This is a genomic window from Mesorhizobium sp. WSM4828, assembly GCF_055811175.1.
Genome location: NZ_JBVVQK010000022.1, coordinates 76,290 through 90,323, shown reverse-complemented (window position 1 = coordinate 90,323; position 14,034 = coordinate 76,290). Strand labels below are relative to the sequence as shown.

Genomic DNA, 14,034 nt, shown 5'->3' with positions numbered 1-14,034 from the left:
TGGCGGTCGCGCGCTAGATCGCTGGCAGAGCTAACGCGAGGCTAGCAATGGACGATTGGAAGCTACCTTGGGACGGCGGTTGCCTGTGCGGCGGAATACGCTTTCGCATCAGCGCCCCGCCTTTGCTGACAATGGCGTGTCACTGCACCGGCTGCCAGAAACTGAGCGCCAGCGCGTATTCCCTGACCATCGCTGTGCCCAGCGACGGTTTCGCCATAACGCAAGGCGAGCCGGTGCTCGGCGGCCTGCACGGCCCGCACCGGCAGCTCTATTGCCCGCACTGCAAGAACTGGATGTTCACGCGTCCGCATGGCCTGGATTTTCTCGTCAACATTCGTGCGACCATGCTGGACGAGCACCATTGGTATGTGCCTTTCGTCGAAGTCTTCACGTCGGAAAAGCTGCCCTGGGCTTCGACCGCCGCTACCCACAGTTTCGCTACGCAGCCCGACCTCGAGGGATACGCCCCTTTGATCGAGGCCTTCGCCCGCGAAGCGGCGCGGCCAACCTGACTGTCCGCCGCCCGGAAGGCGACGCCAGCTTTCGTGCCTCACTTCAACTCCACCCAGACAGGCGCGTGGTCGCTGGCGCCGGTCTCGCCACGCACGTCGCGATCGATGCCCGCCGCTACCAGCCGGCGCGACAGCTTCTTCGAAAGCAAGATATGGTCGAGCCGCAGGCCGGCGTCGCGCGGCCAGCGATTGCGGCGATAGTCCCAGAATGTGTAGAGCGTCTCCGTCGGGTGCTTCTTGCGCAGCGCGTCAAGCCAGCCCTGGTCGAGCAGCCGCTGGAACGATGCCCGGCTTTCCGGCTGCACCAGCGCGTTGTCGTCATAGGAGCGGGTCGGGTAGATGTCGCGCGGCTCGGGCACGATGTTGTAGTCGCCGGCCAGTACCACCGGCAGGGCGGTGTCGAGCAACTGCGCCGCATGCGCCTCCAGCCTCTCATGCCAAGCGAGCTTGTACTGGAACTTCGGGCCGGGCTGCGGGTTGCCGTTCGGCGCGTAGAGCGACGCGACGACGATACCGTTGACCGCCGCTTCGATGTAGCGCGCCTGCTGGTCGCTATCGTCGCCGGGCAGCGCCTCGCGGGTCAGAACGGGTTCTGAGCCACGCGACAGGATGGCGACGCCGTTCCAGGTCGGCTGCCCGACCCAAACCGCGCCGTAGCCGGCGGCCGCCAGCGCGGTGCGCGGAAACTGCGTCTGCCTGGTCTTGAGCTCCTGCAGGCAGGCGATGTCGGGTTTGGCGGCGGCCAGCCATGCGAGCAGGTTCGGCAGCCGGCCGTTGATGTTGTTGACGTTGAAGGTGGCGATCTTCATCGGCCTGCTTCAGCGCACGATGCGTTCGGTCCACGCCTTCACCGCATCAGCGAGCGTCTTCAGATGATCGGCGGTGGAGAAACCGGAGATGTTTTTGCGCGACTTCAGATCATGGTCGCCGTCTTCCAGCCAGAATATCTCGATTGCGTCTGACAGAGCATAGGTCGCGACCTCGTCTTTGGTCCCGAACTCGTCGCGCGTGCCCTGGAAGATCAATGTCGGCGTCTTGAGATCGGCGAGGTGTTTTGTCCGAAGCTGCGTCGGTTTGCCCGGCGGATGGAAGGGATAGCCGAGGCAAAGCAGGCCCGAGATCTCGCCCTTCGAAAACATCTCGTCGGCGATCATCGAAGCGACGCGTCCGCCCATCGACTTGCCGCCGATGATCAGCGGACCCGTCACGCCCTTCGCCCGGAGGTCGGCGATCGCCTTGATGTATTCCGGGTTAACCGTCTCGGCGCGCGGCGGCGGCTTGCGGTGGCCATAGCGGCGGGCCGCCATGTAATGGAATTCAAAGCGCGCAACGCGGAAGCCGGCCGCCGCGAGCGCTTTTGCCGTGGCGGTCAGCGAGGGCGAGTCCATCGAAGCGCCTGCGCCGTGGGCGAGCAGGATAGTGATGGCAGCGGTTTCGGGGCCGTCGAAGAGAAAGGTGGTCATGGGGTGGCCCGCAGATAAAGGCCGAGTTCCTTCGCACCCCCCTCTGTCCTGCCGGACATCTCCCCCTCAAGGGGGGAGATTGGATGACGTCGGCGTTTTCCCCAACCACCAAAGCTGAAAGGCACGCGGAGCGCCGAAGCTGCCGATCTCCCCCCTTGAGGGGGAGATGTCCGGCAGGACAGAGGGGGGTGTTTAAGCGCAGGCATTGCGATCCTTTTATACGGAGCCCCCACCGCAAACCTGTAGCTGAAGATACTCGACCTGAGCGGCCAGAAATTCGGGCCAGCCAGTCGCATCAATGTCACCTACCCATTTGCAAGCAACCTCACGCCCGTGAACCTGTTCCAGCAGGCAGAAATATGCTGTATCACGCCATGAGCCGCACAATTGTTCATTGCCGTCCATCACTTCCAGCGCTGAGGCCCAGGTAAACCATTTCCTGATCCATGCGCCGACCTTGCCGTCAATGTCGGTAACGCATCGGACTACAAACGCATCGAGATCCACTTCATTCGCCACCCAGAAGGTATCCCGACCTTTGACGAAATCCCCGTCAATGGTATCGAAACCCACCCTGAGAAATGGATGGCTCAGTTGTCGAGAGCTTTTGGTCTTGAACTGAGCTGAACTCGGATCCTTGATCTCATACCAAGCATCAAAATCCTTCCATAGCCTAGAAAACTTCTTCCATTTGAAAACGGCTGCGATCGAACAGTCGTATTGGCCATATCGGCGGTCCGTATAGCAATCCAACTCGATGCCAAAATCGGTCAGGTTATCTACTGTCGAGACGATGAGCTTGGTGCCGTCCGGTTTGAACCAACCCTCGCCAAGTCGCGTATGTAGCTCGTCAGCAACCCGTATTCGAATGGTCTTTGCGTCGAGCATCTCAGGAAGCCGACATCCGCGCCAGCTGCAAATCGACGAACTGTATCCCCTTGGCCGCCATGCGCGCCCATTCGGAATTGGCATCGAGCTCGAGATAGCGCACCCAGCGACGCTGCGCCTCGGCGAGATTGCCGGCGTCGAACTCCAGCCTCGCAAGGTTGAACACCGCATCGGCGTACTTCGCATCCAATGCGATCGCCTTGAGCAAATGGCGGCGCGCCGACGCCACCCGCCCCTCTTCGCTCATCAACCCGGCGAGATTGAACCAGGCCTCGACGAACCCGGGATCGAGCTTTATCGCGCGGGCATAGTCGTGCGCCGCCTCCGCCGCGTGGCCGGCGGCGCGCAGGCAGTTGGCGCGGTTGAAAGCGGCGATGGCATCGCTCGGGTCGATGGCCAGGCAGCGCTGGTAGAGTACCGCGGCCTGCTCGTGGTCTTCAGCCTCTTCCGCCGCCTCGGCATCGGCGAACAGCTCTTCCAGTGTGTCGTCATCCTGCGAACCCAAATCGAACAGCAGCTGGCCGTCGAGCTCGCTCTGACCGCCCTCGAGATAGATCGCATCGGCCCGCCCGTGCTGCGAGCCGACATTGAGCGACTTGGCAGTGAGCGAAGCGATCGGGCCCGAGCGGTGCACCGACCGTGCGATCGCCCCCCAAGAGGCGCCGCCGGCGACCAGCCCGGCATATTTGCGGGCGAGGATCAGGTCGCGGAAGGAATACGGTTCACAATCATGCTCGAAGGCATCGAACAGCGACAAGAAGTCGAGATCCGCGCCGGTCAGCCGCGACTGGTCGATCAGCGACTGCCGCGACAGCGCCGAAGCCTCCGGCGCCTTCATCAGCCCGAGCAGGCGCAGGAAGCCGTTCTCGCTGACCAGCCTGCGCCCGGCTGCACGTTCCGCAGCGACGCGGCGCTCGATCTCGCCATCGCCGGCCCTGGCGAGCAACATGCGGCCCAACACGACATGGGTGGTGCGCCGAGTGACGCCGCGCCGCAACTGGCCGTGCTGGCGCTCGACCTCGCGCGTCGCCAGCCTGAGCGGAAAGGCCGCCAGCGCGCCGACGATGCCGAAGACCGTGCCGGCGAGAGCCGTCACGCCTTGCTCTTGCCGACGGCTTTGAGAAGGTTCGCCTTGAGCGGGTTTTCCTTGGTCGCGCCGGCCCCGGCCTTGGCGGATTTCGCCGCAGGCTTGGCGGTTTCATCGGCCTTGCTCTTCGACTTGGCCGGCGGCTTGGCCGATTGCGACAGGCTCGCCTTCAGCGCATCCATGAGATTGATGACATTGCCGCGCTCAGGGGCGGCCGCGATGATCGGCTTGTGGCCCTTGAGCTTCTCGCGGATCATCGTCATCAGCGCGATCTCGTAGCGGTCCTCGTAATTCTTCGGATCGAAGGTGGTTTCCTTCTGCTTGATCAGCGCTTCGGCCAATTGCAGCATTTCCGGATCGGGGTTTCCGGCCGGGATGTTGCCGAAATATTCAGCCGTGCCACGCACTTCGTTCGGATTCCTCAAGGTGCAGACGAACATGCCGCTCTCGCGCGCGCCGATCGTCACGACGCGCTCGCGGCTGGACAGCACCAGGCGCGCGATCGCCAGCTTGCCGGATTTGCGCATCGCTTCGCGCAGCACGGCAAAGGTCTCCTCGGCCATTGCGCCATCCGGCGCCAGGTAATAGGGCGCGTCCTGGTAGATGACGTCGACCGAATGCTCGTCGACAAAGGCCTCGATGTTCATCGTATGGTTGGATTCAATGCGCACCGCATCGAGATCGGTATCGTCGATGATGATGTACTGCTTGTCCTCGTATTCGTAGCCCTTGACCAGGTCCGAACGCTCGACCAGCCCGAGCTCGGGGTCGACCGGCTTCATGTTGATGCGGTTGTGCGTCTTCTTGTGCAGCTGGTTGAAGCTGATGCGCTCGCTGGCGCTCGTCGCCGGATAGAGCCGGACCGGACAGCTGACCAGACTGAGCTTGAGGTAACCCTTCCAACTTGCCCTGGGCGCCATGAAATACTCCTACGCGGCCTTGTGCTGTCGAACTGTTCGCAGCGTTCATTCGTCCGCAGGACGAACGGGGCTGCCGAAATCCTACATTGCCCCTTACAATACCGGCAAATCCCTAGCGAAATCTTCCTCCGCTGGGAGCCGCCTGCAGGCAAGAGGTCCGTCGCGAAGAATAATTCAAATTTTCCGGAGCGTCGATGGAGTCTGGCGCCGCGCCCGCAGGACTACCTCGCGGTGCCTATCACCGGCAAATCCCGGGCGAAATCTTCCATGTCGGCCCAGGGATCGCCTGACGTCGCCAGCAGGCCCGGCAGCGACGAATAATTCAGATCCTGCGGAGCGTCGATGGTCTCCAGATCGCTCCAGCTGACCGGCGTCGAGGCCGGCAAATTGGTGCGGGCGCGCAGCGAATAGGGAGCCGCCGAAGTGTGGCCGCGCGCATTGCGGTGATAATCGATGAAGATGCGTCGCTTGCGGTTGTCCTTGCCCATGGTGGTGGTGAAAGTGTCGGGCGCGGTGGCGGCAAGATGCGTGGAGATGGCGCTGGTCGCCTGGTGCAGTTTCTTCCAGTTCTGCTTTTGCGTCACCGGCACTGTGATGTGGATGCCGTGGCCCCCGGAGGTCTTGGCGAACGGCACCAGCCCTAGCGCTTCCAGCTCGCCCTTAATATGCACCGCCGCCTCCACCACCTCGCGCCAGACGATCCCCTCGCCCGGGTCGAGATCGAAAACGATCAAATCGGGCTTGTCGAGCCGCGTACGATGGGTGCCCCAGGTGTGGAACTCGACGACACCGAACTGCGCCAGAGCCAGATAGCCCTTGGCGTCTTCCACCGAGAGATAGGATTTGGTCTCGCCCTCCGAATTGGTCGCCTCGAAGGTCGCCACCGAGGAAGGCATGCCGGTGAAGGCGTGGCGCTGGAAGAAACAGTCCTGCGGTCTGCCGGTCGGGCAGCGCACCAGCGACACCGGCCGGCCAAGGATATGCGGCAGCATGAAATCGCCGACCAGCGCGTAATAGACTGCGATGTCGAGCTTGGTCGGGCCGGTCTTGCCGAACAGCCGCCGCGTCGGGTTGGTCACCCAGATTGTTGCGAGGTCGGCCTCGGCGATCAGCCGCTTGCGCTTGGCCGAAACCGGCGTCGACAGGCCGACGTCGCGCAGGCCGCGGAACACCGCATGGCGCAGCGCATTGTCGGTGGTCCGGTTGGCGTAGTGGATATGCGCCGAAAGCAGCGGCCGCACCCAGTTCATCTCGCGCATGATTTCGCGGGGAACCCCTTCGGGCGCGGATGCACCCGCCCTTAGCGGCTCCAGCCGCGCCAGCAATTCGCCTGCGGTCGCGGCATCGAAGCCGGTGCCGACCTTGCCGCGATAATGCAGTTCGCCGTCTTCGAATTCACCGAGGCCAAGCGCAGCCAACCCCTCTGCCGCAGCGGAGATCGTGTAGCCGGCGATGACAAAGTCGCCGGTCTGGAGCGCCTTGGTCTTGGTCCAGGTCTTGGTGCGGCCGCTCTGGTAGATTGCCGTGGCGCGCTTGGAGACGACACCCTCGAGCCCCATCTCGGATGCCTGGTCATAAAGCGCCTGGCCGTCGCCCTCGACATGATCGCTGAGCTGGATGGCCGAATTGGCGCCGAGACCGGACAGCAGTTGCGAAAGCAGCGCCTTGCGCCGGCGGAGCGGCGCTTGTCTCAAGTCCCAGCCGTCGAGATAGAGAAGGTCGAAGGCGTAGAAGTGGAGCTTGTTGCCGGCGCCTTCGGCGAGCGCGTCTTGCAAAAGCGCAAAGCGACTGATGCCCTTGGCGTCGAGCGCGACGACCTCGCCGTCGATGATCGCCTCGCGGCACGGCAGCCTGGCGAATGCAAGCGGCAGGTCGCCATAGCGCTTCGTCCAGTCGAGGCCGGCGCGGGTGATCAGCCTGACCTTCCCGTCGGAAACATGCGCCATGGTGCGGTAGCCGTCGAACTTGATCTCGTGCAGCCAGGCTTCGCCCGTTCGGGCGGCGGGGTCATCGCCGCCCGGCGGCTTCGGAACCTGCGTAGCCAGCTGCGGCTCGATCCGGGAAGGCGGCGCCGCCTTGACGGCGCCCGGCAAAGCGCCGGGTTTCAGCACCATCGGCCTGGCAGGTTTGGCGGCAGGCTTCGGCGCTGCCACCAGCTCCTCGATGCGGCGTCCGGATTTGACGCTTTCCGAGCGGGCTTCCAATATGTCGAGTGTGGCGTCGGCGGCGAGATCACGCTCCTTGAACAGCAGCCAGTTCTTCTTGCCCTCATCCTCGCCGGGCTTCGGTTTCAGCCGCGTCAGCATCCAGCCGCCATTCAGCTTCTCACCGGCGAGCCTGAACTTGAAGGAACCGGTGCGCAAACTCTTTTCGACATCGTCCATCGGCGCCCAGACGCCGGTATCCCAGACGATCATCGGCCCGCCGCCATATTCGCCTTCGGGAATGACACCTTCGAAGTCGATATATTCGAGCGGATGGTCCTCGGTCTCGACCGCCAGCCTTTTGTCGGCGGGATTGAGCGACGGGCCGCGCGGCACCGCCCAGCTCTTCAGCACGTCGCCGACCTGCAGGCGCAGATCGTAGTGATCGGCGGTGGCGTGATGCTTGTGGACGACGAAACGATTGCCCTCACCGGCAACCAGACCGCCGGCTGGTTCCGGTGTCCTCGTGAACTCGCGCTTGGCGCGATAGGTCTTCAGCTTGGAGGGAGCGGTCATGGGCTCGACCAAAGCACGGCAGCCAAGTGCAAACGTCTCGTTCCTTCGCGCCCCCCTCTGTCCTGCCGGACATCTCCCCCACACGGGGGGAGATTGGATGTCACGGCGACCTTCGCTAATCTTCGACGTTGCAGAAGGAGGGCTGGCGCCGAAGCTGCTGATCTCCCCCCTTGTGGGGGAGATGTCCGGCAGGACAGAGGGGGGCGCGACAGAACTCTACGCCGGCTCGAAAAGATGGATGCTAACTGCATCAGGTGACTAGCCGAAACATCGCTGCCACCAATCGCCACGCTCAATCGTCGGTGGCCGGCGTCAATTCGAGCTCGGCCGGCGACAGGCCCTGCTGCAGCTGCCTGAGCCGGAATTCGTCGACCCAATAGGCCTCGCCGTCGACCAGCACCCGCGCGCTGTAGCTGCCGGCCGAAAAACGCTGCGCGGTGATGTAGACCTTGTGGCGATCGAGCGCGTTGCGCACCGCGGCGCGCTTGGATTTCTGACTGGCGACGGAACTGGCCATGCTGGTTGCTCACGCACAAGCCGCAAGGCGGCGTGCCTTAAGGATGGCCGAGAGCGGGTCGGCTGTCAATTTGGCGGCCGCTGCGAGCCCTCGCGCGGTGGCGCCTCCCGCTCTGTGGAAACCGAGCCGGTGCGCTATATTGAACCTGGCGGCTTGGAAAGCGATGCTGATCCGGAGAACTTCACATGACATTGACGATGCGCAAACTCGGCAGCCAGGGGCTGCAAGTCTCGGCAATCGGTCTCGGCTGCATGGGCATGAGCCAGTCCTATGGCCCGGCCGATGAGGCGGAATCGACCGCCACGCTGCACCGCGCCATCGAACTCGGCTGCACCTTCCTCGACACCGCGGAAGTGTACGGGCCGTTCACCAACGAGGAACTGCTCGGCCGCGCGCTGAAGGGCCGGCGCGATGAGGTGACGATCGCGACGAAATTCGGCTTCCGCATTGAAAACGGCAAGCAAGTCGGCACCGAGCGCGACAGCCGGCCCGAACATATCCGCGAGGCTTTGGAAGGTTCGCTGAGGAGGCTCGCCACCGACCACGTCGACCTCCTCTATCAGCACCGCGTTGATCCGGCGGTGCCGATCGAGGATGTGGCGGGCGCTGTCGGCGAGCTGATCGCTCAGGGCAAGGTCCGCTTCTTCGGCCTCTCTGAAGCCGGCGCCGCCAACATCCGCCGGGCGCATGCCCTGCATCCGGTGTCGGCAGTGCAGAGCGAATACTCGCTGTGGGAGCGCAATCTGGAGCCGGAAATCATTCCGCTGCTGAAGGAACTCGGCATCGGCCTGGTGCCGTTCTCGCCGCTCGGCCGCGGCTTTCTCACCGGCGACGTCAGGCGCGCCGAAGACTATGCGGAGGGCGATTACCGGCGCGGCGATCCGCGCTACCAGGGCGCCAACTATGACGCCAACATGCAGGCGGCGGCCACGGTACTCGACATCGCCGCGGCGAAGCGCGTCAAGCCAGGTCAGATCGCGCTGGCCTGGCTGCTCCACAAGGGGAGCGACTTCGGCATCGACATCGTCCCGATCCCCGGCACCAAGCGCAGAAAATACCTCGAGGAGAACGTCGCCGCGGCTTCGATCAGGCTGGACCCAGCCGAGATGCAGGTGCTCGACGACGCGCTGGCGCCGGGAAAGGTCGCCGGTCCGCGCTACGGCGAGCGCACCATGGTGATGATCGATCGGTAGGTCTTGCGTTCTCCCGTTCTTGCGCAAAGCTCCGGCCTTGGCTAGCATCCGCCGGCCGGCATCGAGCGGAGGAGAACGTCGCGGTGGACCGGCTGGAGCGCCGTTGCGTCCCTTCAAACACGAGTTGGGCGCTCAAAGGACACTCCATTTATGAATCGACGCAAGGAACCTTCCGGAAATCCCATTCCGGTTCCGGGGTCGTGCGCTCATCTGGGAGGAGACTAAATTGATCAACAGACGTGAATTCCTGCTGTCGTCCGCGGCGATGGGCGCCTTGGCGCTGGCCGCTCCGCAATTGGCTATTGCCCAGGACAAGCTGACCATTCTTGGTTCGGTGCCGAGCCTCGGCTTTCCGTTCTTCGTGCACATGCTGAACCAGATCAAGGCGGAAGCCCAGGCGCAGGGCGTCAACCTGATCGAGAGCGACGGCCAGAACTCGGCGCCCAAGCAGACCGCCGATATCGAAGCGGCACTGGTGCAAAAGGTCAACGCCATCGTCATCTCGCCGCTCGACGTCAACGCGCTGGCCCCAGCTATCGAGGAAGCGGTGAAGGCCGGCGTTCCCGTCGTCACCATCGACCGCCGCGTCGAGGGCGTCGAAGGCATCCTCGCCCATGTCGGCGCCGACAATGTCAAGGGCGGCGAGGCCGAAGCACAGGCCATGGTGGCGGCGTTCCCGAACGGCGCCAAGATCTTCCATCTGCAGGGTCAGCCCGGCGCCGGTCCGGCGATCGACCGCAACAAGGGTGTGCACAACGTCCTCGATCCGATGAAGGACAAGTACCAGATCATCTTCGAGCAGACCGCCAACTTCGCCCGCGCCGAGGCGCTGTCCGTCACCGAGGCCGGCCTTGCTGCCAACGGCAAGCCCGACGCGATCATCTGCGCCAATGACGACATGGCGCTTGGCGCGGTTGAAGCCTGCGCGGCGCGCAACTTCACCGACGTCAAGATCTATGGCTTCGACGCGCTTCCCGAAGCGCTGGTCGCCGTGCGCGACGGCAAGCTGGCCGGCACGGTCGAGCAATTCCCTGGCGAGCAGTCGCGCACCGCGGTGCAGATCGCGGTCGCCTACGCCAGGGACAAGACCGAGCCGAAGGAAAAGCTGGTGCTTTTGACGCCGATCGTCATCGGCAAGGACAATCTCGACAAGGCGGAGAGGCTGGGCGAGACGAAGTAGGGGGCCCGCAGCAGCAAAAGTAGCGTTCTGTCGCGCCCCCCTCTGCCCTGCCGGGCATCTCCCCCACTTGGGGGGAGATCGGCAGCTTCGCCGATAGCGCCGTTTTTGCAGCGCAGGAGATTGGCGAAAGCCAAGGTGACATCCAATCTCCCCCCTCGTGGGGGAGATGCCCGGCAGGGCAGAGGGGGGCGCTGTCCCGCCATCAATCGCAAATTGGGAGTAACCTTTGCCCGCGACTGAAGCCACTGCGCCATCACCCTCTCCCGCCCTCCTCACCGTCGAGGGCGTGACCAAGCGCTTTGCCGGCGTCACCGCGCTGAACGACGTTTCGCTCGAAGTCCGCCCCGGCGAGATCCTCGGCCTGCTCGGCGAGAACGGCGCCGGCAAATCGACGCTGCTCAAGATCCTGTCCGGCGTGATGCCGCCGTCCAGCGGCCGCATCGTCTTCGATGGGGTCGAATTCAGCCCGCACAATCCGCAGGATGCCAAGCGCCACGGCATCGTCACCATCTACCAGGAACTGAGCCTGATCCCGACGCTGACCGTGGCGGAGAATATCTTCATCGGCCGCGCGCCGCTCGGCCGGTTCGGGCTGGTCAGCTGGCGGAAGATGGAGGAAGATTCGCGCGCGATCATCGCTCGCGTCGGCCTCGACCTCGACCCGGCGACGCCGGTGTCGGCGCTGTCGGTGGCCGAGCAGCAGCTGGTCGAGATCGCCCGTGCGCTGTCGCTGAAGAGCCGCTTGATCATCATGGACGAGCCGACCTCGGCGCTGACCGAAACCGAAGTGCACAGGCTGATGTCGATCATGGGCCGGCTGCGCAAGGACGGCGTCGCCATCATGTTCGTCACCCACCGGCTGGAAGAGGCATCGGCGATCTGCGACCGCATGACGGTGCTGCGCGACGGCAGGCTGGCCGGCCATCTAGACCGCGAAGGTGGGCCGATCAAGCTGCCGAAGATTATCGAGAAGATGGTCGGCCGCGCCGCTTCCGAGCTCTATGCCAGGCCGACGCAGCGCGATGTCGCCGGCGACGTCCGGCTCTCGGTGCGCGGCCTGCGCACGGTGCGCGATCCGCAGGCGCCGCACGCGATCGTGCTCGAAGGCGTCGATCTCGACCTCAAGGCGGGCGAAATCCTCGGCGTCGCGGGGCTCGTCGGCTCCGGCCGCACCGAGCTCGCTCGCGCCATCTTCGGCGCCGACCGCATTGCCGCCGGCACCATCAGGCTCGACGGCAAGCCGATCGCGCCCGCCTCACCCGCCGATGCCATCGAGCTCGGCATCGGGCTGGTGCCGGAAGACCGCAAGCACCAGGCGATCTTCGCAGCACTCGGCATTCTCACCAATTTTTCCGTCGCCGCGCTCGACCGCTACTCCAATGCCGCCGGTTTCATGGCCGAGCGGCGCGAGCGAGAAGCGCTGGCGAACTACAGGAAGATGCTGTCGATCCGCATGGCCTCGCCCGAGCAGGCGATCGAGGGACTGTCCGGTGGCAACCAGCAGAAGGTCATCCTTGCCCGCTGGCTGGCGCGCGACCCCAAGTTGCTGATCGTCGATGAACCGACGCGCGGCGTCGATGTCGGCGCCAAGGCTGAGGTGCACCAGATCCTGGTGGAGCTCGCGGCGCGCGGCATCGCCATCATGATGATCTCCTCCGAGCTGCCCGAAGTGCTTGCGGTGTCGGACAGGATCGTCACCATGCGGCGCGGGCGCATCACCGGCGAGATGCCCGGCGTCGAGGCGAACGAGGAGAAACTGATGGAACTGATGGCGCTGGACCAGAAGCAGGAAGACCAGAAGCAGGAAGCAACGCAATGACCAGCACGACCGAACGGAGCCAGCGCGGCGGCGTCAATATTGCGCGCCTGCTGATGAGCTTCGGCCCACTGATGTTCCTGGCGTTGCTGATCGTCGTCTTCACCGTGCTGAAGCCGAGCTTCATCGACCCGATCAACCTGTTCAACATCATGCGCCAGATCTCGATCACCGGGCTGATCGCGCTCGGCATGACCTTCGTCATCCTGACCGCCGGCATCGACCTGTCGGTCGGCTCGCTGCTCGCCTTCTGCGGCATGGTCGCGGCGGTGGTAGCCAAAGGCGGCACCGCCAACACGCTGTCGCTGTCGACAACGGGCACGCAAGGCTATGGCTGGTTCGCCGCCCTTCTCGCCGCCGTCGTCGTCGGCGCCATGGCCGGCGGCGCCCAGGGCTTTGCCATCACCAGGCTGAAAGTTCCGCCCTTCGTCGTCACGCTTGGCGGCCTCACCGTGTTTCGCGGCCTGACCTTGACAATCTCCAATGGCGGCCCGATCTCCGGCTTCGACGCCTCGATGCGCTGGTTCGGTACCGGCCTGATCGGCCCGGTTCCGGTGCCGGCGATCATCTTCGCGATTGCCGCAATCCTTTGCCACATCGTGCTGCGCTACACGCGCTACGGCCGCGCGGTCTACGCCGTCGGCGGCAATGCCGAGGCCGCGCGCCTCTCCGGCCTGCGCGTCGACCGCATCCTGATCTCGGTCTACATCATCGTCGGCTTCTTCGCCGGCCTTGCCGCCTTCGTTTTGTCGGCGCGGCTCAACTCCTCCGAAGCCGTCGCCGGCATCGGCTACGAGCTGACGGTGATCTCGGCGGTCGTCATCGGCGGCACCTCGCTGTTCGGCGGCATCGGCAGCGTCGGCGGCACGGTGGTCGGTGCAGGACTGATCGGCGTCTTGCAGAACGGGCTGCAGTTCAACAACGTCTCGTCCTACACGCAAAGCATCGTCATCGGCCTGATCCTCATCCTCGCCGTGGCCTTCGACCGCTGGCTGAAATCGCGGGTAAGGCGGTGATACAGGTGCCGTACCTATCCAGGTCGGCGGGACAAGCACCTCTCTGTCCTGCCGAACATCTCCGCTCAAAGGGGCAGGTTTCTGAGGCGAGGTGCCAATGACTCAAATAAGGACCATGACCGAACAGGAAATTCCGGCGGTGTCGCGGCTGCTGGGCCAATCCTGGCGACACATCTATTCGCCGATTCTGGGTGCCGAGACCACGGCACGGCTTTCGGACGAGAGGCACGCGCCGGAGCGGCTGGCGGCCGAGCTCGGGGATGACAGCAAGATGTCCTTCGTCGCCGAGCGGGCTGACGGCTCGCTCGCCGGTTATGCGATGGCCGCGATGGACGACAAGGGCGAGGTCACTCGAGCGGCTGCATATAGGCAAAAGCGAGTACGGTACCGGCCTTGCCGCTGACCTGCTGCATGCCGTTCTTGCCGCGCATGCGGGCATTCCCAGCATCGCGCTGGAAGTGATCGACGGCAACGACCGCGCAATCGCCTTCTATCGCAAGCACGGCTTCGAGGTCGTCGAGCGCCGGCCGGCTGCACACGGGGTGGGCGGCCACGCCTCGCTGATCATGCGCCGGCTGCTGCCGATGGCTTAGCAGGCGAAAGCGGCTGAGCGGTAATCTCCCCCCTCGAGGGGGAGATGTCGCCGAAGGCGACAGAGGGGGTCGCCTCGGCTGGCGCGATGCCATGCGAGAGAAGGTTGGCGTTTCACGCGCGGCGACCCA

General features: G+C 64.4%; 14 protein-coding genes. 7 read left to right on the top strand and 7 right to left on the bottom strand.

Annotated features, from left to right (window positions below):
• Positions 1–47 precede the first annotated feature (47 nt).
• Positions 48–512, top strand: coding sequence for a GFA family protein (locus AC0L2X_RS23050; RefSeq protein ID WP_473560379.1), 465 nt, complete (start codon positions 48–50; stop codon positions 510–512).
• Between the two features lie 38 nt (positions 513–550).
• Here AC0L2X_RS23050 and AC0L2X_RS23045 read toward each other — a convergent pair whose 3' ends face one another.
• The 7 genes from AC0L2X_RS23045 to AC0L2X_RS23015 all read right to left on the bottom strand — a co-directional run bounded on the left by AC0L2X_RS23045 (position 551) and on the right by AC0L2X_RS23015 (position 8,107).
• Positions 551–1,321, bottom strand: coding sequence for an exodeoxyribonuclease III (locus tag AC0L2X_RS23045; protein WP_473560377.1), 771 nt, complete (start codon positions 1,319–1,321; stop codon positions 551–553).
• A 9-nt stretch (positions 1,322–1,330) separates the two neighbouring features.
• Positions 1,331–1,975, bottom strand: coding sequence for an alpha/beta hydrolase family protein (locus tag AC0L2X_RS23040; protein ID WP_473560375.1), 645 nt, complete (start codon positions 1,973–1,975; stop codon positions 1,331–1,333).
• A 216-nt stretch (positions 1,976–2,191) separates the two neighbouring features.
• Complete coding sequence (locus tag AC0L2X_RS23035) at positions 2,192–2,863, bottom strand: hypothetical protein (protein ID WP_473560374.1); 672 nt, start codon at positions 2,861–2,863, stop codon at positions 2,192–2,194.
• Between the two features lies 1 nt (position 2,864).
• Entirely contained in the window at positions 2,865–3,959 is a 1,095-nt protein-coding gene (locus AC0L2X_RS23030) for a tetratricopeptide repeat protein (RefSeq protein WP_473560372.1), read from the bottom strand.
• Positions 3,956–4,870 (bottom strand): non-homologous end joining protein Ku, encoded by a 915-nt coding sequence (gene ku, locus AC0L2X_RS23025; RefSeq protein ID WP_473560370.1) that lies wholly within the window; start codon positions 4,868–4,870, stop codon positions 3,956–3,958. Before ku ends, AC0L2X_RS23030 begins: the two co-directional genes overlap by 4 nt.
• Positions 4,871–5,091: 221 nt before the next feature.
• Positions 5,092–7,590: a DNA ligase D gene (gene ligD / locus AC0L2X_RS23020; protein WP_473560368.1), complete on the bottom strand. Its 2,499-nt coding sequence runs from the start codon at positions 7,588–7,590 to the stop codon at positions 5,092–5,094.
• 292 nt (positions 7,591–7,882) lie between these two features.
• Positions 7,883–8,107: a hypothetical protein gene (locus AC0L2X_RS23015; RefSeq protein ID WP_473560366.1), complete on the bottom strand. Its 225-nt coding sequence runs from the start codon at positions 8,105–8,107 to the stop codon at positions 7,883–7,885.
• A gap of 185 nt (positions 8,108–8,292) precedes the next feature.
• On the opposite strand from AC0L2X_RS23015, the gene AC0L2X_RS23010 reads away from it, so the two are divergent.
• The 6 genes from AC0L2X_RS23010 to AC0L2X_RS22985 all read left to right on the top strand — a co-directional run bounded on the left by AC0L2X_RS23010 (position 8,293) and on the right by AC0L2X_RS22985 (position 13,905).
• Complete coding sequence (locus AC0L2X_RS23010; RefSeq protein WP_352564222.1) at positions 8,293–9,300, top strand: aldo/keto reductase; 1,008 nt, start codon at positions 8,293–8,295, stop codon at positions 9,298–9,300.
• 229 nt (positions 9,301–9,529) lie between these two features.
• Positions 9,530–10,480 (top strand): substrate-binding domain-containing protein, encoded by a 951-nt coding sequence (locus AC0L2X_RS23005; RefSeq protein WP_352867706.1) that lies wholly within the window; start codon positions 9,530–9,532, stop codon positions 10,478–10,480.
• A gap of 226 nt (positions 10,481–10,706) precedes the next feature.
• Entirely contained in the window at positions 10,707–12,299 is a 1,593-nt protein-coding gene (locus AC0L2X_RS23000; RefSeq protein WP_473560364.1) for a sugar ABC transporter ATP-binding protein, read from the top strand.
• A complete protein-coding gene (locus AC0L2X_RS22995; protein WP_473560362.1) occupies positions 12,296–13,312 on the top strand; it encodes an ABC transporter permease in 1,017 nt (338 codons plus the stop codon). The genes AC0L2X_RS23000 and AC0L2X_RS22995 overlap by 4 nt, the downstream gene beginning before the upstream one ends.
• A 97-nt stretch (positions 13,313–13,409) precedes the next feature.
• The gene (locus AC0L2X_RS22990) at positions 13,410–13,715 is read left to right on the top strand and encodes a hypothetical protein (protein WP_473560413.1); all 306 of its coding nucleotides are present in this window, start codon (positions 13,410–13,412) and stop codon (positions 13,713–13,715) included.
• Positions 13,627–13,905 (top strand): GNAT family N-acetyltransferase, encoded by a 279-nt coding sequence (locus tag AC0L2X_RS22985; protein WP_473560361.1) that lies wholly within the window; start codon positions 13,627–13,629, stop codon positions 13,903–13,905. Before AC0L2X_RS22990 ends, AC0L2X_RS22985 begins: the two co-directional genes overlap by 89 nt.
• Positions 13,906–14,034: the final 129 nt, after the last annotated feature.